Annotated in this window: 18 protein-coding genes; 9 read left to right on the forward strand and 9 right to left on the reverse strand. The window is 45.3% G+C overall.

Annotated features, from left to right (window positions below):
• The first annotated feature begins 12 nt into the window (after positions 1–12).
• From B160_RS0111760 to B160_RS0111795, 6 genes are all read left to right on the forward strand, one after another.
• Entirely contained in the window at positions 13–1209 is a 1197-nt protein-coding gene (locus B160_RS0111760; protein WP_018628114.1) for a C1 family peptidase, read from the forward strand.
• Between the two features lie 391 nt (positions 1210–1600).
• A complete protein-coding gene (locus B160_RS0111765; protein ID WP_018628115.1) occupies positions 1601–2641 on the forward strand; it encodes a hypothetical protein in 1041 nt (346 codons plus the stop codon).
• 287 nt (positions 2642–2928) lie between these two features.
• On the forward strand, positions 2929–4131 hold the full coding sequence (locus tag B160_RS0111780; RefSeq protein WP_040679794.1) for a Gfo/Idh/MocA family protein: 1203 nt from the start codon (positions 2929–2931) through the stop codon (positions 4129–4131).
• Positions 4132–4154: 23 nt separating this feature from the next.
• Entirely contained in the window at positions 4155–5189 is a 1035-nt protein-coding gene (locus tag B160_RS0111785) for a Gfo/Idh/MocA family protein (protein WP_026309716.1), read from the forward strand.
• 5 nt (positions 5190–5194) lie between these two features.
• Positions 5195–6550: a Gfo/Idh/MocA family protein gene (locus tag B160_RS0111790; RefSeq protein ID WP_018628120.1), complete on the forward strand. Its 1356-nt coding sequence runs from the start codon at positions 5195–5197 to the stop codon at positions 6548–6550.
• Positions 6551–6667: 117 nt separating this feature from the next.
• Positions 6668–7480: an alpha/beta hydrolase gene (locus B160_RS0111795; RefSeq protein WP_018628121.1), complete on the forward strand. Its 813-nt coding sequence runs from the start codon at positions 6668–6670 to the stop codon at positions 7478–7480.
• Between the two features lie 187 nt (positions 7481–7667).
• Here the strand turns inward: B160_RS0111795 and B160_RS0111800 are convergent, their stop codons facing one another.
• Positions 7668–8132 (reverse strand): YdeI/OmpD-associated family protein, encoded by a 465-nt coding sequence (locus tag B160_RS0111800; protein WP_018628122.1) that lies wholly within the window; start codon positions 8130–8132, stop codon positions 7668–7670.
• 318 nt (positions 8133–8450) lie between these two features.
• On the opposite strand from B160_RS0111800, the gene B160_RS0111805 reads away from it, so the two are divergent.
• The 3 genes from B160_RS0111805 to B160_RS0111815 all read left to right on the forward strand — a co-directional run bounded on the left by B160_RS0111805 (position 8451) and on the right by B160_RS0111815 (position 13562).
• Positions 8451–10847, forward strand: coding sequence for an ABC transporter permease (locus B160_RS0111805; RefSeq protein ID WP_026309717.1), 2397 nt, complete (start codon positions 8451–8453; stop codon positions 10845–10847).
• A gap of 374 nt (positions 10848–11221) precedes the next feature.
• Positions 11222–12952 (forward strand): choice-of-anchor Q domain-containing protein, encoded by a 1731-nt coding sequence (locus tag B160_RS0111810; RefSeq protein WP_018628124.1) that lies wholly within the window; start codon positions 11222–11224, stop codon positions 12950–12952.
• A gap of 178 nt (positions 12953–13130) precedes the next feature.
• Entirely contained in the window at positions 13131–13562 is a 432-nt protein-coding gene (locus B160_RS0111815) for a hypothetical protein (protein ID WP_018628126.1), read from the forward strand.
• A 583-nt stretch (positions 13563–14145) separates the two neighbouring features.
• On the opposite strand, the gene B160_RS0111820 is transcribed toward B160_RS0111815, so the two are convergent.
• The 8 genes from B160_RS0111820 to B160_RS0111855 form a co-directional block, all read right to left on the reverse strand.
• Positions 14146–15441, reverse strand: coding sequence for an OmpA family protein (locus tag B160_RS0111820; protein WP_018628128.1), 1296 nt, complete (start codon positions 15439–15441; stop codon positions 14146–14148).
• Positions 15442–15488: 47 nt separating this feature from the next.
• The gene (locus B160_RS0111825) at positions 15489–16283 is read right to left on the reverse strand and encodes a hypothetical protein (RefSeq protein WP_157558022.1); all 795 of its coding nucleotides are present in this window, start codon (positions 16281–16283) and stop codon (positions 15489–15491) included.
• Positions 16284–16327: 44 nt separating this feature from the next.
• Positions 16328–16831: a hypothetical protein gene (locus B160_RS0111830; RefSeq protein WP_018628130.1), complete on the reverse strand. Its 504-nt coding sequence runs from the start codon at positions 16829–16831 to the stop codon at positions 16328–16330.
• A gap of 22 nt (positions 16832–16853) precedes the next feature.
• A complete protein-coding gene (locus B160_RS0111835; RefSeq protein WP_018628131.1) occupies positions 16854–17969 on the reverse strand; it encodes a hypothetical protein in 1116 nt (371 codons plus the stop codon).
• Positions 17970–17995: 26 nt separating this feature from the next.
• Positions 17996–19243 carry a hypothetical protein gene (locus tag B160_RS0111840; protein ID WP_157558023.1) on the reverse strand — a complete coding sequence of 416 codons (1248 nt, stop codon included), beginning with the start codon at positions 19241–19243 and terminating at the stop codon, positions 17996–17998.
• A 4-nt stretch (positions 19244–19247) separates the two neighbouring features.
• Positions 19248–19997, reverse strand: a complete 750-nt coding sequence (locus tag B160_RS0111845; protein WP_018628133.1) for a hypothetical protein — start codon at positions 19995–19997, stop codon at positions 19248–19250.
• 70 nt (positions 19998–20067) lie between these two features.
• On the reverse strand, positions 20068–20709 hold the full coding sequence (locus tag B160_RS0111850; RefSeq protein ID WP_018628134.1) for a response regulator: 642 nt from the start codon (positions 20707–20709) through the stop codon (positions 20068–20070).
• Between the two features lie 43 nt (positions 20710–20752).
• On the reverse strand, positions 20753–22687 hold the full coding sequence (locus tag B160_RS0111855) for an ATP-binding protein (RefSeq protein WP_157558024.1): 1935 nt from the start codon (positions 22685–22687) through the stop codon (positions 20753–20755).
• Positions 22688–22863: the final 176 nt, after the last annotated feature.

Raw genomic sequence — 22863 nt, forward strand, 5'->3', positions numbered from 1 at the left:
AAATTTAATAAAATGCGTAGAAAGTTTTTCTTAACGGCTGTGCTGTCCGTAACCGTTGCCGGCGGCAGCTGGCTGCATGCCCAGGATGACCTGATCAAAAAGATCAGCGGCAACAGCAGCGACAGCACCGGTTTCCGGTTCACCAACATCATCAATCTTGCAGTAACACCGGTAGAGAACCAGGGGTCTTCCGGCACCTGCTGGAGTTATTCTACCAATTCATTCCTGGAGTCGGAAATGATTAAGGCCGGAAAAAAGCCGGTACCCCTTGCGAAGATCTATACCGCCCGTAAATCATATGAGGACAAGGCCGCCAATTATGTAAAAATGAACGGAGCCGTAAGCTGGGGCGATGGGGGAGAACCACATGATGTGATCAATATGTACGCCAAATACGGCATCGTGCCCGAGGAAGCTTATACCGGCTTGCTGAACGACGCCAAAACCAATAATTTCAGCGAGATGCAGGCTGTGTTAAAAGCCATCCTGGATGCGGTGATCAAAAATCCCGCAGGCGTACTTTCCCCCAACTGGAAAAAGGCTTTTTCGGCTACCCTGGATGCCTACCTGGGAGCAGTACCTCCAATGTTCACCTATCAGCACAAAAGCTACACCCCGCAAAGCTTTGCAAAAGAAGTGGTGGGACTCGATCCCAATAATTACATCGAGTTCATTTCGCAAAACAATACACCCTACTGGCAAAAAGCCATGATGATGGTACCGGACAACTGGGCCTTCCAGTGGGATTACAATATTCCACCCACAGCCATCACCGATGTCATCGACCATGCTTTAAAGAACGGCTATACGGTTGCGTGGGGCACCGATGTTTCCGAGCCCTATTTCAGCTGGCCCAACGGGGTGGCATTTGTACCGCAAAACCCCACCTCGTATATAAAGAAGATTTCAGATGCCCAAAAGAAAGAGCTGTTCAACGGTCCCAAACCGGAGCCCGAGATCACACCGGAGCTGCGGCAGATCGGCATCGAGAACAGCCAGACCTCCGATGATCATGGCATGCACATCGTAGGACTTGCAAAAGATCAGAACGGAAAGGAATACTATATTGTCAAAAACTCCTGGGGTACCGGTAACGATTATAAAGGTTACCTGCATGTGACCAAGGCTTATGTACGGTTTAAAACCACCAGCATCCTGGTGAATAAAAACGCCGTGCCTCCCGCAGTTGCCTCAAAGATCACCATGTAACCGGTAACGGGTGGTCGTAAAAGCTATACCCGGCGCAGTTTATACGAAAGTGAATTATAATTTAGGCCGATACGTTTCCGTATAATGCCGATGTGATAGCCGTTTAGGCCAATCGAACGGGTCTGCTACGGATATCCAATCGGTATAAGAAGCCCGTACCCGGCCTGGCTACGGGCTTTTTCATAAAGAGGGGGGGCGCCTGGTTGTTTGGATTTTCTCCAGTCAGAAAGATCTTATGGACCCGGAAAACCAAAAGATGACCATATATCGCAGAGGTATCTTATATTGCGGTAACGATTGCTATGCCCGGTTCTTCGCACCTGCCCGGTAGCCGGCAGATCGGTACCAATGGTTGTGCCGGCAAATAGCGGGTCTGTATAAAATCAACAATATGTTTTGTCGTCCATTTTCCTGCCTGATAACCTTTACCGTAATATTCCTGGTTACCGGCTGTGCCGTGCGGCCACGGGTAACCGTAGGGCAGCCGAAGCCGCCCTTTAAAATAAGGGTGATCGCTCAAAGCAGGGAAGTGGTCCTGCGGCAAACCTTTCCCTGGGAGCAGCAGATGATGGGATATTTTAAAGTATTGAAGCCCTCCCGGGGTCATTGGCAAATGTGGTATTCCGGCTGGGACGTTCATCGTAAGGATGATTATTCCGGCTATCTTTTATATGCCGAATCAAAGGATGGCCGCAACTGGCAAAAGCGGCTGCCCGGAAGTGCTAAAAACATACTGCGGGGCACCGGTCATCCGCAAAGAGACGGCATCGTGGAGCAGGATGTTTTCATTGTTCCGGGCACAGCTCATCCCTACAAAATGATTTACACGGCAAGAGACCCCGAAGACGACAATAAAGAGAAAACATATGTTGAGGAGTCTGCGGACGGGATCCATTGGCAGCACCGGAAGGTATTGTGGAACCGCAAGCACGATTCGCAATTCTCCGTAATACAAAAGGACAACCGGTTCTATATCTATCTACGCTATTGGACCACGGTGAAGAATAGACGTTACCGGACCATTGGCCGCGCAGTCACCGACCAGGACTGGAATGTGATCGAAGAACCGGTGAATATTTTTACGGCGGATCCCAACAGTGATTTTCCGCATCTCTATAACCCCGCGGCCAGTAATATTACTTCCGATCTGGACCTGCTTTTTCCAACCTTTTTTAATGAAGCTACCAATAAAGTACGCATCGGTGTTTTATATACGTACCGGGAACGCCCTTTTTTTACCAGTCTGGACCTGACCGGTCAGCTGCTGGAAAAAGAAAAGAACAATTGGGCGATCGTATGCCCCGGCCTCATACCGGCAGGAAAACATACTTACTGGCTGTACTATTACGCGACCAATATGGTGCACAGCGACTATGACAAATCCGGTAGAAATTTCAGTTATTACCGGATAAAAATAAAGATCATCCCATAACCGGCCGGTAGTCAAAAATGCAGTACGGATGCGGTGTTCCCGGCACAAGCGCCCCTTCTCCCGCCGCCGCTACAGAGCCCTCAGGAGTACAAGTTTTGTTTTTCATTTTATTTTTCAATATTTTCGGTAACGTAACCGGAAATAATAGCGGAGGTGGTCCGGCAATTCGATACCTTTAGGAGTGCCCCGGATATTGAACGATTGTATTGCAGTAATGGCCGCTACCGTACAGGTGCCCGCTAAGCATCCGGAATTTTTCAACCAGACAGATATGTAAAACAGATAAAATGAGTAAACGATTTTCACGCCGCGATTTTTTGAAACAAAGTTCGGTAGCCGTTGCGGGCTACTCTATGGGAGCCGCTGCATTTGCCCCCCGGTTGGGTAAAGAGGGGGTACGGATAGGATTGATAGGGGTAGGGCAAAGAGGGCTCGGACTTGCGGGCACACTTCAAAAAATAAAGACCGCCCAACTGGTGGCCTGCTGCGATATTGATGAAGCCCATTTGCAGGCGGGTATGAAACGGGCAGTACCCGGTGCCCGCTCTTATAAGGACCACAAAGCATTGCTGGACGACAAGAATATAGAAGCCGTCATCATTGCCACACCCCTGTACCTGCACCATTCCATGGCAATGGATGCCATCAGCGCCGGCAAGCACGTCTATGTAGAAAAGACCATGACCTACAATATTGAACAGGCATTGTCGCTGGCGCGCATTATGAAACAGCATCCCCGTCAGGTATTGCAGGTAGGGCATCAGTACCGTTATTATGAAATGTACCCGAAGATCAAAAAGCTGCTGGCCGAAGGTATGATCGGTACCGTAACCCATTTTGAATCGCAGTATAACCGCAACAACAACTGGCGCCGGCCGGTGGAAGGCGGCCGCAGTGAAAAAGCCGTGAACTGGCGGATGTATAAAGAGTATTCCGGCGGGTTGCTTGCCGAACTGGCGGCCCACCAGATCGATCTGGTGAACCTGCTCACCGGCGCTGCCCCGGAGAGCGTGGTGGCCATGGGGGGCATTAATTTCTGGAAGGATGGCCGCACTACCTATGATAATATTCAGGCCGTCTACGCCTATCCCAACGGGGTGCGCTCGCTTGTAGGGTCGGTCCTGAGCAATGAATTTGTAGGATACCGTTTGCGCATCTTTGGTTCCAAAGGCACTTTTGAGCTGGGTCGGGATACCGCTATGTTCTATACAGAAAACCGGGTACGGACCTATGCCACTGTAGATGGGGTTACCGGTGCTACCAAAGAGGCGCTTCAGCAGGGCAAGGGAATTTATGTATATAAGGACGAGAAAAAAATAGAACCTACTTTTTTTGCCCTGAGCGGGTTTGCCGACTCCATTATCAATGGAACACCGGTGGCCAGCAATGTTCATACAGGAAAAGATGTGGCCATCGCCGTGCATATGGGCAATATTGCGGCGGAAACAGGCCAGTTGCAGCGCTGGCAACCGGAGTACTCGGCCATATAAAAGGATCTTAAACAAACGATAAAATGCTCAAACAACAAACGATGGACCGGAAACAATTTCTGCGTCTTTCTGCGCTTGCCGGTATCGGGCTGGGTATTCCGGGCCATGCCACTGCAATGCAGCACCAACCTTTATTGGATGGCAAGCGGATCGGGATCATCGGGCTGGACACGTCGCATGCAGTGGCTTTCGTAAAATCGCTGAACGGGAATGATCCGGATCCGGCCTTTAAAGGCTACCGGGTTGCGGCGGCCTATCCCCGGGGAAGCAAAGACATTCCCAGCAGTATAAAACGCATACCCGGCTATACAACCGAAGTTCAGAAATACGGAGTTGCCATTACCACATCCATTACTGATCTTTTGTCAAAGACAGATGTCGTCTGCCTGGAAACCAATGACGGGCGGCTGCACCTGGAGCAGGCATTGCCCGTGCTGCAAGCGGGCAAACCGCTTTTTATAGATAAACCCATGACCGCTTCCCTGAAAGATGCCGTTGCTATTTTTAAAGCCGCGGAGCAATACGGCGCTCCCGTATTTTCCAGTTCTTCGCTCCGGTACATAACCGGCATGGATGAGATCCTCAGGGGCGATTACGGCAAGGTGACCGGCGCACAAACATACAGCCCGGCAACCCTGGAAAAAACGCATCCGGATCTGTTCTGGTATGGCATACACGGCGTGGAGATCCTTTTTACCGCGATGGGCCCCGGTTGCCAATCCGTAGTAAGAGCACATACACCGGAAACCGACGTGGTGGTAGGCACCTGGAACGACGGGCGCGTTGGCAGCTTCAGGGGAACGCGGAGCGGAAATCCGGATTATGGCGGAACGGTTTTTACAGAGAAAAAGACGGCAATGCTGGGCCGGTTCAAAGGATATGACCCGTTGTTAAAAGAGATCATCCGTTTTTTTGAAACGAGGCAATCGCCGGTGGCCTCCCGCGATACGCTGGACATCCTGGCTTTTATGGAAGCCGCTGATGAAAGCAAACGGAAAAACGGCGCGCCGGTTACACTGGAATCCGTTTATAAAAAAGCCAACTATAAAACCCGATAAAGAACATGACCATGATAAAAAAAACCTCACGCAGAAATTTTATTAAAGCCTCAACATTCAGCGCCGCAGCGCTCACTGTGGGCGGCGTGCTGCCCGGGTTCAGCGCCCGCAGCTACCGCAACATTGCCGGTGCCAATGAACGGATCCTGGTAGGTATGGTAGGGGTCAACAACAGGGGCTCCGCGCTGGCCGGAACTTTTGCAGCACTTAAACAATGCCAGATCAATTATATATCGGATACCGATAGCCGCGCTCTGGCCCGGTGCGTGGATAAGGTAGCCAGATTACAGTCTGCCGCCCCCCGGGCACAGCCGGATTTCCGGAAGGTATTGGAGCAGCAGGATGTAGATGTGATGGTGATCGCCACTCCCGATCACTGGCATGCCCCTGCCGCCTTGCTGGCATTGCAGGCAGGCAAGCACGTGTATCTCGAAAAACCCTGTAGTCATAACCCCAAAGAAGGGGAAATGCTGATCGCATCGGTAAAAAAGCACAAACGCCTCATCCAGATGGGCAACCAGCGCCGGTCATGGCCCAATGTTATGGAAGCCATCCGTGAACTGCACAGCGGCATCATCGGCAAAACATATTTTGCGCGTACCTGGTATGCCAACAGCCGCAAACCCATTGGCACCGGTAAGCCGGCTCCGGTACCTGAATGGCTGAACTATGATCTCTGGCAGGGACCGGCTCCCCGCAAACCCTATATAGACAACCGCATCCATTACAACTGGCATTGGTTCTGGCACTGGGGTACCGGCGAGGCCCTCAACAATGGTACACATATGGTAGACCTTGCGCGCTGGGGATTGCAGGTCGACTATCCGACCAAGGTTACTTCAACCGGCGGGCGCTATTTCTTTACAGACGACTGGCAAACCCCCGATACACAAACCATCGGCCTGGAGTTTGGCAATAAATGCGCCATTACCTGGGAGGGGCGCAGCGCCAATGGCCGCCACTCGGAAGGTTCTTCCGTAGGCGTGGTATTCTTTGGAGAAAAAGGAACTCTCCAAATCAACAGCGATGACGGCTACCAGGTCTACAGCCTGGATAACAAGCGGGTAAAGGATGTGAAAAGCAAGGTGACCGTCAATGCTACGGACACTTCCAACCCGGCCGGCATTTTAGACGGGCTGCATGTGCAGAACCTGTTTGACGGTATTAAAAAAGGCACAGCATTGAACTCCGATATCGAAAGCGGTTATATCAGCACGTTGCTGGTACAGCTGGGTAATATTGCTCAGCGTACATCCGGCGTATTGAACACCAATCCACAGAACGGGCACATTCTCAATAATGCTGCTGCGGAAAAATTATGGGGCCGTACCTATGAAAAAGGGTGGGAGCCTGCCGTGTAATCATGTAGGCCTTTCAGTGACGGATGAAGGCCGCAGGCGGGGAACCTTGACATTGATCATGCCAATCGGGTAGAATGCTGTATCTTGGCCTTCAAGAACCATTGTAAAAAGGCGGATATGAAACAGTTCCTGGTATTGATCCTCTGGTGCAGCGGATTGCTTGCAAATGCACAGCAAGATAGCTATGGCCTGGTAAAAGACATCCCTTATTATCCGGCACCGGCACAACCGGATGCCTATAAGGAAAGCCAGTGCCGGCTGGATGTATATTATCCCAGGGAGCAAAAAAATGCAACCACCATTATCTGGTTTCATGGAGGAGGGCTTAAGGCAGGAAAAAAGGAAATCCCCCGGGCGCTGATGGATAAGGGCTATATTGTTGTAGGCGTGGGCTACCGGTTTTCGCCCAAAGTAAAAGCGCCGCAATACATTGAAGATGCTGCCGCCGCGGTGGCCTGGACCTTCCGGCACATTGCGCAATACGGTGGCAGCCGCTCCCGGATCATTTTATCCGGGCACTCCGCCGGAGGGTACCTGGACCTGATGCTGACCCTCGACAAAAAGTATTTGCAACGCTATAACATTGATGCAGACAGCATCCTGGGCATTGTGCCCTTCAGTGCACAATGCATTACGCATTTTACCGTAAGGGAGGAACGCGGGGTAAACCCATTGCAACCCGCGATCGATTCTTTGGCACCGCTGTATCATGTGCGAAAGCTGATACCCGCCGTGCTGCTCATTACCGGCGACCGCGAAAAAGAGCTCTATGGACGATATGAAGAAAATGCCTACCTGCTGCGGATGCTGAAACTGACCGGCAATAAAGAAGCAAAGCTTTATGAGCTTCAGGGCTACGATCATGGGGGCATGGCACAACCGGCATTTCCCCTGCTGCTACAGCAGGCAAAACAACTTTCAAGGCGGTAGGGGTAGGGATATGCTGCAGGCTTTGACGAACAGAAAGCACAAACCGAAAAATTCTTATGCTGCCCCTCTGTATCCAGGATCAAAAAAAGGGGCGGCGGTGCCATGCACCCGCAGTTGCTCAACAATCGCCTTGATGTCTTATCAAGTAGGGGCGGGAGCAGGGGCTGTTTCCCGGATGTTGGTACCGTTATTTGCCGTCGCCCGTCAAAGCATCGATCGCTTTAGTGATATTTCGTTGTTTTGTTTCCGCAGCTTTTGCATTGGCAATAGGCAGCGTGAGCGCTTTTTTCCTGCTATTGGACAATGTTTCAAATACCTTTTTTGCTTTTGCATTTTTGTCCAGCGCTTTTTTAAACTCTGCAGGTATTTCCACTTCACGAGGCGCCGTGTCCAATTCAATGGTCACATCGATCAGATCACCTCCGTTCACTTTTGCACCGGCACGGTTCTCTGCGCTTACACCCACCATAAAAGCGCCGCCCATTACCGCCACTGTGCTCCGGTAAGTAAACCCATTGATCGTAACTTTAACGGCTGGTTTTTTACCCGCATTTAATTTTTCGATGACCTGATCCGGAATGACGATACCAGTGGCCGTTTTGCCAGACTGCAGCAATGTAGTGCTGAATTTTAACTTTTGAAGAGGAGCCATTTTAGTAAATTTTATTCTTATTACAAAAATGCAGCAATAAATTGATTTTGTAAATATCCGATAGCGGCAATAAACAGGTCTTTTGCGGCAACGGGCCCGATACTCCCGGCCAGCGACCCCGCAACACCAATATGAGGGAAGTTATCACGGGCGGAAGTGGCCCTTTGTCGTATAAATGAACAATCACTGTATCAAAAACGAACATTTTTATCCTCTGCAGAAACGCATCTTGTTGCGTTTCAAGCGCCTAAGTAAATGGCATTTTTCTTGAAGATTTTGGCTGGTTATTCTTGCTCAACGCTTAATCATACGCCCGCTATGTCAAAAAAATATATAAAAACAGCCTGGCAGAACTTACGCCGCCATAAAGCCTACGTTGCCATTAATACCATTGGATTAGCGGTAGGCATTGCCGCCTGCCTGCTCGTTTTCTTATTGATCCGATATGAAACCGGTTTTGATAATTTTCATAAAAACAAAGAACGCATTTACAGGATCGTAGCAGCAAACAAAACCCCGGAGGGAATGCATTATTCGCAGGGGAGTGCCTTTCCCTTGGCAGAAGCATTACGAATGGGTCATCCACAACCGGAACAGGTTGCCCGCATCTATGCGCGGAAAGAGAAGCTGATCACCCTGTTAACTAACAACCCAAATGCGCCGCAAAAAAAATTTAAACAGGATGTATTTTATGCAGAGCCGGAGTTTTTCGACATCTTCAATTTTCCTTTCCTGGCGGGCGACCCCAAAACAGCTTTATCCGCAATAAATACAGCGGTGCTTACGCAGAAGACCGCCGAAAAATATTTTGGAGACTGGCATACCGCCATCGGTAAATTGATCAAATATGATAATGGCCATGTTTGCAAAATAACCGGCATTCTTCAAAATGCGCCGGCGAATACCGACTTTCCCCTGCAGGTGGTGTTTTCCTTTAAGACTTCCGCACAGGAGGACATTTCAACCGAGTGGGCGGCCCAGGATGGGTCTTTAAACACTTTTGTAGTGCTTCCGGAAAACGAGCCGGCGCAGCAGTTCGAGAACGACCTCAAAACGCTGGTGAAAAAGCGTACACCGGCGGAATATGCCAACCAGGGCTATCTGTTACAACCGTTAAGCCATATACACTATGAAAAGGCATTTGGGACCTTTAGCAGAAAAACCTTCAGCAAAGAACTGATCACCGCGTTAAGCCTGATCGGCGTGTTTCTTTTACTGATTGCCTGCATCAATTTTATAAATCTCGCTACGGCGCAGGCTGTGAACCGCTCAAAAGAAGTAGGCATCCGGAAAGTTTTAGGCAGCAGTAAGATGCAGCTGATGACCCAGTTTTTAAGTGAGACCTTCATCATTACGCTCGCTTCGGTAATGATAGCCATTGGGATCGCATTGATCGCATTACCAATGCTGAATCAGCTGTTACAAACATCCGTGAAAATAAAATTCAGTTTTTCGCTCTTGTTTTTTCTAATCAGTCTCACCATCAGTGTAACCTTATTATCCGGCATTTATCCGGCCATCGTTTTGTCAGGATTTAATCCCATTACCGTTCTTAAAAATAAGTTTACCAGCAAAACAGCGGGTGGCTTCTCCATACGGAAAGTACTGGTAGTGTTCCAGTTTGCCGTTGCACAAATTTTGATCATCGGAACATTGGTCGTGGTCCGCCAAATGGATTTTTTTCAAAATGCAGATCTGGGTTTTAATAAGGATGCCATTGTAACGGTACCTATGGCCAACGATACAACGCGGCCATCTAAAGATGCTTTAAAACTGCAATTGCTGCAACAGGCAGGCGTGAAGGAAGTAAGCCTGAGCGCATTCAGTCCGATGGACCGGGCGGGCTGGGACGATGATTTTAAATTTGACAATGCCGCCAAAAAAGCCGGCTTTAAGACCGACTTTAAATGGGCCGATGCCGATTATTTTAAAACCTATGATATGCAGTTTATCGCGGGCAGGCCCTACAATTCGGCCGACACCGTAAACGGGTTTGTGGTGAACGAAATGATGACAAAAAAATTAGGATTTAAAGATCCCGGAAACATTCTTGGGAAAAAAATAAGTTTCTGGGATGGAAAAATAAATGCCCCGGTTGTGGGCGTGGTAAAAGATTTTAACGGATCCTCGCTGAAGGAGGAAATGAAGCCGACGGTGCTGAGTTCAAACAAAATGTTCTACCGGCTCATCAACATCAAAATACAACCACAGCATGTAAAACAAACGCTCTCAGCAATAGAACGGATCTGGAGCAGGACCTATCCTGATTTTGTGTACGAATACCAGTTCCTTGACGAAAAGATCGCCGGCTTTTATCAGCAGGAAAAACAGCTTTCTCAATTGTACAAGATATTTGCGGGTATTGCCATCTTTATTTCCTGTTTGGGCCTGTATGGTTTTGTTTCCTTTATGGCCGTACAGCGCACCAAAGAAGTAGGCATCCGGAAAGTACTGGGTGCCCCGGTAAGCAGTATCCTTTATTTATTTTCAAAGGAATTCATACTGCTCATCGGCATTGCCTTTCTGATCGCAAGCCCGATCGCTTATTACATAATGCACCGGTGGTTGCAAAACTTTGCATACCGGGTGGATGTTGGCGTTGGAATATTCGTATCAACCATTCTGCTTGCTGAAACAATTGCCTGGTGTACAGTGGGCTACCAGGCTATAAAGGCAGCGGTAGCCAACCCTGTTAAAGCATTACGAATGGAGTAAACACTTGAACAGGCCCGCGGGGGACCGGGCAGGTGCAGCGCACCGTTCATCTTTGTAACCCGGAGTACCACGTTACGGGCAATTTTTCTTATCTTGCGTCTCTCGTTTTTAAACTATTCAAAACAATACTTTAAGTCTATTCGTGAACCTCTTTCAAATTTCCATGAATGCAACAGCCCTAACAATAAAAACCTGTATGAAAAAATGATCCGCTAAGTACGATGCCCTATAATATTATATAGCTCTTCCTGTACAGTAGTCCAACGCTCCATTGCTTTTAATTTTAACTGCAGGTACCGGTAGGGCCGCTGTTCGCAATACTTTGGCGCAGTCGATCACTATTAATAATTCCACCGTAACCCATAAACGCAAAAATGAAAAAAAAGTACCTGTTATTACTCCTAAGCCTGTGCCTGGCGGGCATCCTCCCGGCGCAGATAACCCCCACAGCAGATCGTATACTCTATGTGAATAAAGCCGTATCCGGCGGAAACGGCAATGGATCTTCCTGGGCCAATGCCATTCCGGAACTTGCGGATGCACTCAAATGGACAAGAGCACAGTATGATGCCAATAACAACTGGCTTGCGGGCGATTCATTACGGATATATATTGCCGAAGGAACCTATAAGCCTTTGTATGACGCCGATAACGGCCGTTACCAGAATGATGGGGGCCGGGACAATGCCTTTGTAATAATGAATCGTGTACATCTGTATGGCGGGTTTCCATCTACCGGAAACCCCGGTATGGGCCAGCGTAACTGGAAAACCTATAGTACCACGCTGAGCGGTGATATTGGCGCTCCAAACGATGCCGCAGATAATGTTTACCATGTGCTCATCAGTATGGGAGGGGGTAACGTGCATCTGGATGGGTTAAAAATAACCGGCGGCAATGCCAATGCCACCCATCAGACACCTCTGGTACGTATACCAGGGAATGATATCACCTACATCAGAAATACGGGGGCCGGCTCGCTTTTATCGGGCAATCATTCTTTACGGCTCAGCAATATGGAGATCAGCGGAAATACGGCAGCGTATGCCGGAGGGGGGTATATTTTTGGAACCCCGGTATTTACGAATACTGAGGTTCGCAATAATACGGCGGTGGAGCGCGGCGGCGGATTGTATTTTACAAGTCCTTACGAAGACCCGGTGGTTGCCGGTTCCCTTTTTACGGGGAATACGTCAAAACTGGGTGGTGCTATCTACAGCCGCGACGATTCACTGGTAGTGATCAATACCACCTTTGCGGATAATACGGCCACAACTGCAGGTAACGCCATCTGTAGTGAGGCTGCATACATTTCCGGGCAGTCCGTCAGAAACCCGGTATTGGTCAATAGTATACTTTGGAACAGCACACCCAATGCGGTCAGCATGATTGAGAATACGGGAGACCTGCCTTTTATAATCACCTACAGCATAGTACAAGGCAACAGCGTAGCAGCAGGCACGGGCAATTCCAATGCCAACCCGCTTTTTACCAATGCCGGCAGCGGCAACTATACATTAATGGCAGCAAGCCCGGCTATTAATACCGGCAACACGCCGTTATGGAATGCTGCTAATATCACCGGAACAATGGTTGACCTTGCCGGTAACCCGCGTGTGGCGGGCAATGCCATTGACAGGGGCGCCTTTGAATTACAGACCGTTCTTCCGGTATCCTTTGGCAGTTTCCGCGCCACGCTTAAAAACGGACAATTATTATTTAACTGGAACACAGAAACGGAAATCAATAGTGATCATTTTTTAGTACAGGTTTCTGCTGACGGAGCAAACTGGGAGACCGTGCAAACCGTCCAAAGCAAAGCGACTACAGGCAACAGCCATACCGTACTGGAATATGCCATTACGATTCCGCTAACCATGCTCGGTTTAAGCGCCGGATTTTTATTATTGGGTACAATGGCATACAAGCGTCGCAGGCGGGAACCGGCAGTAGCTGCGTTCCTGGTTTGCATTTTAAGTTTTGCCTGCCATAAAACCGGGATCGTTAAAAGCGCTGAAACCGGTGCGCTGTTCGCACGTTTGGTACAGGTAGATAAAGATGGTGCTCAGCGGGTATCAAAGACCATCCAGGTGGTGCGGGAATAAGTTTCCATATATTACAAATTTGTTTGTGGACGATGGGTAGGAGTTCGTCCTCCATTGCCCATATACTATAGTAAATCCCCGGTATGTTGTATATTCAATATACCGGGGGTTTTATTTTATCCTGAGTTAAGCAGAGTTTTGATTAGCTTTGTTTGAGCTAACAAAATTTTCAGTACCTATGAATTGGAAGCAAGCACTAAAAGATGCCAGGACTGCCTATATGGAAAATAATTTTGAAGGTTGTCGCAATTTTGGAGTTCCACGAAAATCATATTCCGACAAAACAGCAAATGGCTTAACTGCTTGCATTCTTGATTTCCTGAAATATCACGGTCATTATGCGTGCCGGATCAACACCACAGGCATTCCACGGATCGTAGACGGCACATTGACCTGGACGCCCTGCAATGCAAATCTTGGCGTGGCAGATATTCACGCAGTTATTGCCGGTCGCTTTATTGCCATCGAAATAAAGATCGGTACCGATCGGTTGAGTAAGCACCAGGAACAAGAAGGGCTGCGCGTGGAAGGCGCGGGAGGGGTTTATCTTGTTGTACGGACCATGGGGCAGTTCTACGACTGGTACCAGAAATATAGAGATGGTAGTTAGGCGTTTTTACTATTTAACATAATATAAATTATAGGAAATAAATAATTGTCGTATCTTTGAAGGTGCGCGTATAAACCACCTGGCTGATTTCTTGGCCGGGTATTTATACCAGCATTGGTTTAGGTTTACATTTAAAAACGACAGCGCCGTATTTCCATACGGAGCTGATTTTATTTTGGTTTACACAAAACTCAGCGGGTTCGTTTTAACGGTACGGATCTGTGTCAATACCTGCCATTCAAAAATTCCCGGCTGTTATCTTTCTTATACAGGATATCTTCTAATGTTAATTACTTAAGTTCTTGGCCTTACAATATCAACGGTATAAAACAACTACGGAGTAACCTGGAATGTATAAAACCGTTCAGAGCCCGAAAACCGATGAATATACGTTGACCCTTCCGGAGGCCAGGATTCTATATAATAGGCTAATTGTCTTATTCTCATTAAGATTCAACATACCATTTCCCTGTGGTTAGTAATTGCTTTACAGTTGGTTCTGCCGCCTTGTCTTTTTTACAAGCAAAAAACAATAAGGGCGCAACAAAAAGTAATAATGATTACTTTTTCATGTGTATTTGTTTTAAAGTTTTATAAATTCCACCCTCCTGTTTTTGGCTTTGCCTTCTGCGGTTGTATTGGAAGCAATGGACAGCACTTCGCCTTTACCCTCGGTTTGTATTCTGGAGAATGCTATTTTGTATTTATTGACGATGTAATTTTTTACCGCTAATGCCCTTTTTTCCGATAAGGTTTTATTGGCTGCCGCATCGCCATCGCTGTCAGTATGCCCGATGATAAGAATTTTCAATCCGCTGTTTTGCTGCATCGCCTCTCCTATCTCGCCTATTATGTTAAATGAAACGGGTTTAATAAGGTCTTTATTAACATCAAATAAAATGGCATTGGTGCTTACAGCGCCTTTTTCAATCAGTTGTTTTGCCAGAGCGCTGCGGTTGTCGGTTTCGGCGGCGGCTATCTGCACATTGCTGATGAGCAATCCCAATTCCGAAGCAGGAACGGTATACACATTGTTCACAAAAAAGTTTGCCCGTATAGCAGGTGTTAAAGCCCGTGGCAGGTCTATTAGCTTATTACCGTCTAAGTAAATACGAATCCTTGTGCCGTTAATGGCCATGCTGACATGTAGAACCTTGTTTACATACCTGGTTAGCGGGAAATCGTTTTTATTGCCGATAATATCCCTTAAACCATATTCCACCGTTTTGGCATCCGGTTCATTATACCTTGCAACGGTTACAAAAAATTTCTCTTTGTAATACAAATCTTCCTGAAGAATATTTTTCACAGGCGTTAATCCAAAATCTATCCGTGGAATGGATAGTGAACCACGCTGCTGCAAAAACAAATCAAACTCAATGGTATAATTTTCAGGCAGGGCATTGCTCATTTCGGGCATGATAATACTGTTGTGCTTTACTTCCAGCCACTTTCCCTCCATCCCATTGATAGTAACAACTTCGCCGCTGCCATTGGTATTCCATTTAGCAGGAAAATCTCCAACAGGGTCCCACACAAAATCATCCTGAAACAATATATTAGTTCCCGGTACAAAATCAGAGGACTTGTTTACCCGGGATGACGCACCCATTGTACCACTTCGCGGAACTGATGTATTTTCTGTTGCAGCGTTATCATTTGCCGCGGGCTCGTCTTTCTTCTTTTTATTCTTCTTTTTAAAAAGCCCGCCTATGCCTTCTTCTATTTTGTCTAATCCTTTATCAATCCCCCGGTCAACTTTGCTGTTGGCTCGGTTTTCGGCTGCTTGCCTGGCCTTCTTTCCAGGGTCAATAACTTGTGCGTTGGATGTAATGACTACTGCTACCGTCAAAATGAGTAATACGAATTTTCGGTTCATTTTATAGTAATTTTATTCTTTTATATAATTTTTTTCAATATTACTGCTTACTTATTAATGTATTCGTATGTATGGGTCTCAGGATCACTCCCGGGCTTATCGTATGTAGCCTTGATAGGATAACCTTCTTCGTTGTATTCATAAGTAAAACTGCTTGTGCTTCCGATATCTTCATCCTTAATGGACAAAATATTATTTTCACGAGGTGTAAGCGTATGCAACTCATCAAACCCAATAGGGCTAAGAAATCCTGTTGGATAAAAGGTGTATGGTGCTGTTTTTGTGTCGTATGTCAATACATGATGTAAAACCATTTGCCAGCTTTCATCTGTATTGTTAAATATATAGTACTTTAACTCCTTGGTGTTTTTGGTTCCGGGTATAAAAGCATATTCTATTTTGGAAGTATTAGCCCCTGCTTCATCTTTCATAATCAAGCTCATTCCCGATGTAGTATTTAAATAGGAAACAGAGAAAAGTAGTTCTCCGCTTTCAACAGTTTGGCTCATTTTGTCTATTGTGCCATCTGCATTATATGAATAAATGAATTTATAGCCCGGGCGTGACGGGTCGGTGTAATCTTGTTCGCAGGAGCTTAACTGGCCCTGGGTATTGTAGTAGAACAGATAGCTAAGGTAAAGGCCGGCAAAGTTATAGGTCGATTGCTTGGTCATACGTCCCTGCTCATCGTACTCAAATGTGGTATATGATTCTTCGCTTGTAATAATTTTGGAGAGATATACCTTCTTTTGGGGCAAGTCAGATGTTTGGTCTTTCTTACGACAAGAAGTGATGCTAACAATTAAAACAAGTAAAATAGTTGATGCTAATATCCTTTTCATAATTATTTTCTTTAGAGGTGAAAAGTATTTTTGTAGGATTAAGTTTAATGCAAATTGCCACTTAATATTTTTATTATTTCTGTATGCAATAGTGCTGAATCTTTCGGATCGGAATGATGTGCTTTCAGTGCCTCAATCTCTACTATGCTATTTTGAATTTGTTGTTTGTTTTCCATGAGTTCCTGCCGTCTTTGTTCATCAAATTCCGTTTTAGTTTTATTGCTTTCTAATTTGCATAATTTGTAATCTACCTCCAGTAAAACGACTTGTAATTGTACCATCGCGTCAGCATCGGATGCCGCATTATCTTTTACCATTTTGTTGATATGTTCTTCATCTTTCTTTTTTTGTTCACTCTTTAACCGGTTCATTTCCTGGAAAACGTAGGCACAATTACCCGATAAGGTTTTGCTTGCTATATCTTGCAGCGGTCTTGCTTGCGTGAGGTGGCCAGAAATTGAAGTCTCTTTTGTTTCCATCGATATATGGTTATTTCCGCAGGAGGCATCTAAGAATGCAATAAAGAGAACTATGGTAGCCGGTTTCATGCGTGTATATTTTGAAAGATGGTTATTTATTAAAGCTGATTCTAGAGGATGAAAAGCTATATGGCTCACAACTGCAATCGCAGTCCCGTTTTTCAAAACTGAGCGTAGCCGTATTTTCCATTTTTGCGAGTATGGAGATATCGGTCGTGCTGCCACCCCAAATGTTTTTGGGTTCGTAGCAATAAGTTTGCCCGTCGGGCGTAACGGTAGCAAAAGTTCTATTAATAAGCCCGGTAGCGAAACCGCCATCACTGACATCGGCAATACCGATGCCATACACGCCACTTGCCATGCCTGGTACTGCGTTTCCAATAGAGATACGCAATTTATCAGGCTGTATATTGTCTTTTACAAAAGCAATATGTTGATCTTCCAGATCTCTGGCTGCGCCTTGTTTATACCAATTGCCCTGTAGTGTACCGGCAATATCTAAATTATATGCTCCGCAAACAGGAGTCTCGGTTCTTCTGATATCTCCGTTTACGCTACCCGCTTTGGCTTCCATAGTGTTTTTTGCGGAAGCAGCAAAAAAATCGAGTGGACAAACAGGGGTTCCGTTTACCGATGCACCCATATCTATATTATAACTTTGGGCGGTAGCACCTGCCGTGGCTATTATATCGCCTGCATCAACTTCTATAGATACAGGTTTTCTGCAATATTCTACCGTACTTCCGCCTGTGGAATAGGTTTCACAGACAGCATCGTTAAAACCATTTGCTTTTTCGAGAATGGAGATATGCAGCGTTGATAAATGCCCAAGAAATAAAACAGTACCTGAAGGATTTCCAAATTCGATACGGTAGTCACTAAAGCCTGTTGTTGTATTTCTAAACCGGGCAATTTGAAAAATATATATTGCACCGGGTGCATATACGTTTAGTTCTGTACCGGGATTGGCAAAATAAATATAGGTATGTTTGGTAGGAAACGTATGCCCCGGAGGATTTAAATTTCCCAACGGCACCAATCCAGACACTTTTTCAAAATCAACCGGGGCAAGGGTCAGGCGGCCTTGGTTAATGTTTGTATTTACAGTTTTTTTATTTTCTTTTTTGCACGATGCAATAATTAACAACAAACCCAAAAGGCATATAGCGATTAATTTATTTTTTAAAAAAAATATTCCTGTTTTCATCGTACTGAGTTTTTGGGCGCCGAGGCTTACTTTCGGTCGCAGTCGAGTTCTCTGGCTGCTTTTTGATATGCTGTTAGTACTTTCCTTTTTTCTATGAGTGCCTTTGCTTTATCATTGGGGTATCGCCTTGTTATGGCCATCATTTCTCTTTTTGCCTTTTGTATCTCTGTTTTAGTTTTATTGGCGCATTCAATAGTTTTTGACTGTCTTTGCGCCTCATCTTCTGTGGTTATTTTACTGTTTTCCGAATTGCAAATCCTAATATCTGCTTCTATTTCTGCACCTTTCAAACTGTATTCAGGGTCTTGAAAATCTATTAATGCGCCCAATCCGGAATTATTTATATCGTTGATCAAATTTCCCTGATTCATCCTTGCCAGAGCCTGCTTTTGTCTTTCTAGTTCTTGCCTGTTCCATTCTTTCTTTGCCTGATACAAGTATGCACAGGGTCCCGAATATGTTTTGGCGTCCAGCTCGGCTATTTTTTTATCAATACCGGTAACAGCTTTTTCGTTCATCCTGTTTTCGACAGCTATAAAAGGGGTTTTGTCAAACTGCAGGTCTATATCCTCCCATTCGGTAGCTTTAAAACTTCCGGCATCAGACGACATTTCTACGATCATCCAAATGCCTTTATCTGTTTTTACATAGCCAATTCCGGCATAGCCCAGAAACCGTTTCAAAAGAAATTGTTGGGGTGTAGGGCCGCCGTATAAATATATTGTGGGTGCTGCGGAGGAACCGGAGGCTTTGTAAGGTGTAGCTTGGAGGTTTTGGGGTAAAACATTTTTGCTGCTTCCAGCCCGGTTTACAGAGGTTCTTTCAAAAACCAGGTTCGTACTATAGGCAACCATTTCGGTATTCATCGTAGCAACATAGTGCAGCAATTCACCCTTTTTTTCCCGGTTGTAGTAGGTATAGTATAGGCCTGCAGGAGTATAATAGGAGAGCCTGAATTTTTTATCGTTTATATTGAACGATCCATCGCCCAATTTGCCTGCTCTACCGGTACGGGTGGCAATACTTCCGTTCCGTGTATTGATATATAAATAAGTTTCACTTTCTCTACCTGAAGCGGTATTTGAAATCTTGATGCGTTTATCGAATCGCAATATGGTACTCGATTCATGGGCACTTCTTCGTGCTGATCCGGGTATCAGAAACGGTACATTGATTAATGTTGCTAACTCAGGGGAAATACGGGCAGGTGGTTGTGCCTGCGTTTCAAATGAGAGAAGTATGCAAACTGATATTATTGAAACAAACTGCTTCATCTGTTTATTTTTTTATATACTCATAGGTGTAAATAACGCCTGCGCTGGTAGTCCGTTTGGTGGGGTAACCATCGCTGTTGTACTCGTACGTATATGTATTTGTAGATGGGGAATGCCCCGGATTTTTTACGGTAACTTTTTGATAATTATTTACTGATCTTGCATATGCAGTTTTGGGAAGCGATTCGGAGGCTACATGGTTGTCATCAAAATCAGCATTTTCGGTTGTTGCCTGTAATTCCCCTTCGATAGAATAGGAAAGTTGCCGGATGATATTGCCTTTTGCATTTAAATAAAATTCAGTAACCAATTTCCGTTCCCCACCACTTAGTGTAAGGTAGGAGCTTACTTTACCTGGCGTACTATAATCTGCTTCCGTTTTGGACTCCATTGTTGCTATACCATCGCCTAAACGGTAGACTTCTATTTTTGTCAGCTGCCCGTTGGTATTATAAAAATAACTGTATTTATAATCCACAGCGCTACCCGGATAATCATACAGAAAATCCTCCAATGTACCTGAACTATTATAAGTATAATTACCAGTATAATTTAACGCGGGGTTATCGTTACTATAGCTCATTTGAGTTGCCCTGTTTTGCTCATCATAGCTATAGGTGCTGACAGAGGTTGCGGTTGTGAACTTTGTAAGTAATGTTTGTGGAACGGATGGTTGCGTTTTGTCTTTTTTGCATCCAGCGGCAAGCAGTATAAATACTGTAACCAGTATAGGAAATTTTGGATTTGCTTTCATAATGAAAAGTTTTGTACACCAAAGGTCTTTTTCATTATGCACCCAAACAATTACACATTTGGGTAGTATGCTACTCTACCTTCACAATTTTATGTATCAACGCCTTGGCTACGGCTTCGGTAGAGCAGTTTACGTGCAGCTTATGATAAATATTTTGCAAGTGCTTTTTTACAGTATCAATGGTTACATCGCACTCCGCCGCTATCATTTTGTAAGAATGGCCTTTTACCAGCCATTCCAATATTTCCTGCTCCCTGCCTGTTAAGTGAAAATCGTTTTTCAGTTTTTTACTTTCTCTGAAAAAAGTAAAAACCCGTTTGGCAATAAAAGGGCTCATTGCAGCACCGCCTTCCATTAATTCCTCTAAGGATTGTATCAGCTTGAGCGGTGCAGTGTTTTTAAGCAAATAGCCATCGGCTCCTGCGCAGATACTGTCAAAAATCCTGCTGTCGTCATCAAAAACCGTGTGCATCACTATTTTGGTATCCGGCAAGAATATTTTTGCTTTTTCTACTCCTTTGATGCCGCCAATACCGGGCATATCAATGTCCATAATAACAATATCAGGAAAATATTTTTCCAAATCATCTTCTACATCATCGCAATGCTGAAAGCCGGCTTTTACCTTAAACCTTGGGCTATTGTTCAGCAACAGCGTGAGCGATTGGCAAAGTTTTATATTATCGTCATAAATGACCACCGAGTAATGCATTTTACAAAATTAGTTTGTGGCAGGTAAACAAAATATTACCCATTCAGGTAACAGGAAATTGCAACAAAACATCTGTGCCCTTTCCTTCTATTGATTTTATAGATAACTTTCCCGATAATGATGCTGCCCTTTTTTGCATATTGCCGAGGCCATTGCCCTGCTTTTTGTTTCCGGCATCAAAGCCTGCGCCGTTGTCTTTTATATGCAGGAACAATTCATTATTTTTGATAAACAGGTCAATCCCGGCCTGTGTGGCACCGGAATGTTTTACAAGATTATTCACAGCTTCTTTGTAAAACAAATAAAAATTGCGCCGCTTGTCCATATCCAATTGCGTTTTGTTTACCTGTTCATCAAAACGGATATGGTACTGAATGGATTTTCCATCGAGCATATCGGCGGCATAGCGTTTCATTCTTACTAACAGTTGCGCCAAATCATCGTATTGCGGGTTTATACTCCATACAATATCGCTGATACTTTCACTTACCTGTTGTATGTCTTCAATGGATTTTTCAAGATAACCGTCTGCAATGGTTGCATTGGCAATATTGTTCCTGGCTAATTGGTTCAGGATATTGATATTGCTGAGCGTTGCGCCGATATCGTCGTGAAGGTTTTCGCTTATGTTGTTGCGCATTTTTATGATGGAAGCCTGTTGTTCTAATTTCTTTTTTAGTTTATAGCGGTTAAAACCAGCCCAGGCCAGCAATATAAGCAGCGCCGTTAGCCCTAGGAGCAAGTTACGTATAAGGGACTGCCCTTTAATTTGTTTTTCCCGTATAATTTTTTCTTTTTCGGCGAGCAGCAACTTTTGCCCGTTATTGTCTGCTACGAGCTTTTGTTTTTCCAATTCTTCGTGCTGCCGCAACAGGTTTTCTTCCTGCAATTCTTTGGTTTTGGAAAGCAAATCAATTTCATTTTGTTTGCGTTCGGCTTCGGCCGTGTTACCCGCTATCAGGGCTTGTTGTTTTTCTATTTCTAATTGTTTAATTTTTTGCTGCACCTGCAATTTATTTATTTCAAAATCTTTTTTCTCTAAATCAAACGCTGCCTGCAACTGTGCTATCCGTGTGTTGGTTTCGCTGTTGCTGATGCTGTCTCGCAGCGCAATAAATTTCTTATACTGTTCCAGTGCTTCTTTGTAATGGCGATGTTCTAAATAAAAATCAGATAGATAGTTGTGCCCGTTTCGCAATACGGTTTTATTCTCTATAGAAGAGGCTAACGCTATGGACTTATTAAAATAGTGATGGGCATTGGCCGTATCTCCGAGCTTATTGCTGTAAAATGCCGCCGCAATGTACCGGTTGGCGGCTAGACCATAGTTTTTCAAGCTTTCCAATATCGCAATGGCTTTCAGTTCCATCTCCAGGGCTTCCTGCACTTTATTTTCTTTGTTCAGCAATAATGCTTTCGTAAAATACATTTGCGCCATTCTTTCCTTATCGCCGCTTTTTTCAGCAGCAGTCATTCCCAGGCCGATGTATTTGCCGGCAAGTTCATCGGCGCCAGTCTGCGCATACATATTGGCAATATTGCCGTAAGAAAGAGAGAGGTTCCGTTGGTCGCCCTGCTTTTCTCTTATTCGTAAGGCATAGAAGGCGTACTCAAGGGCTCTGTCGTCTTTTTCTAATTCGAAGTAGGCGGTAGAAAGATTGCTCATGGATTGCGCCAGCCCATTGGGATCGTTGTGCCGCTCATAAATTTTTATGGCTTGTAAATAAGATTCTACCTGTTTATCCGCAGCGCCGGTTTCGCCATAAGAAAATCCCATATCATTATAGATCTGTGCGGTAGTTTCATTGTTTTGTTGTTTGTAATATACCTGTAATGCATTTTGATAAAAACGGTTGGCTTCTTTATAATTTTGAACAGAAGCTAAATATTTTGCATGAAGAAAATATGCCCTGCCCGAATATTCGGGTTGATTTATTTTACTTGCAGCGTTCAACGCAAACGAATCATAAAAAGCCATAAGATTGAAATTGCCTAAACTATGAAGCGAATCGGCTTTTCGAATTGCTTGCTCTGCATTATAAATCAGCTGATTTCCCGATTGAGCCAAGGAGGGCGCAGATGTTGAAAGAGAAAAAAGCAGCATGCAGAATTGTATTGGTTTCATCTGACAAAATTAAGTATTCGCCGACTATA

This window comes from Niabella aurantiaca DSM 17617 (genome assembly GCF_000374125.1).
In the GTDB taxonomy this organism is placed as follows: domain Bacteria; phylum Bacteroidota; class Bacteroidia; order Chitinophagales; family Chitinophagaceae; genus Niabella; species Niabella aurantiaca.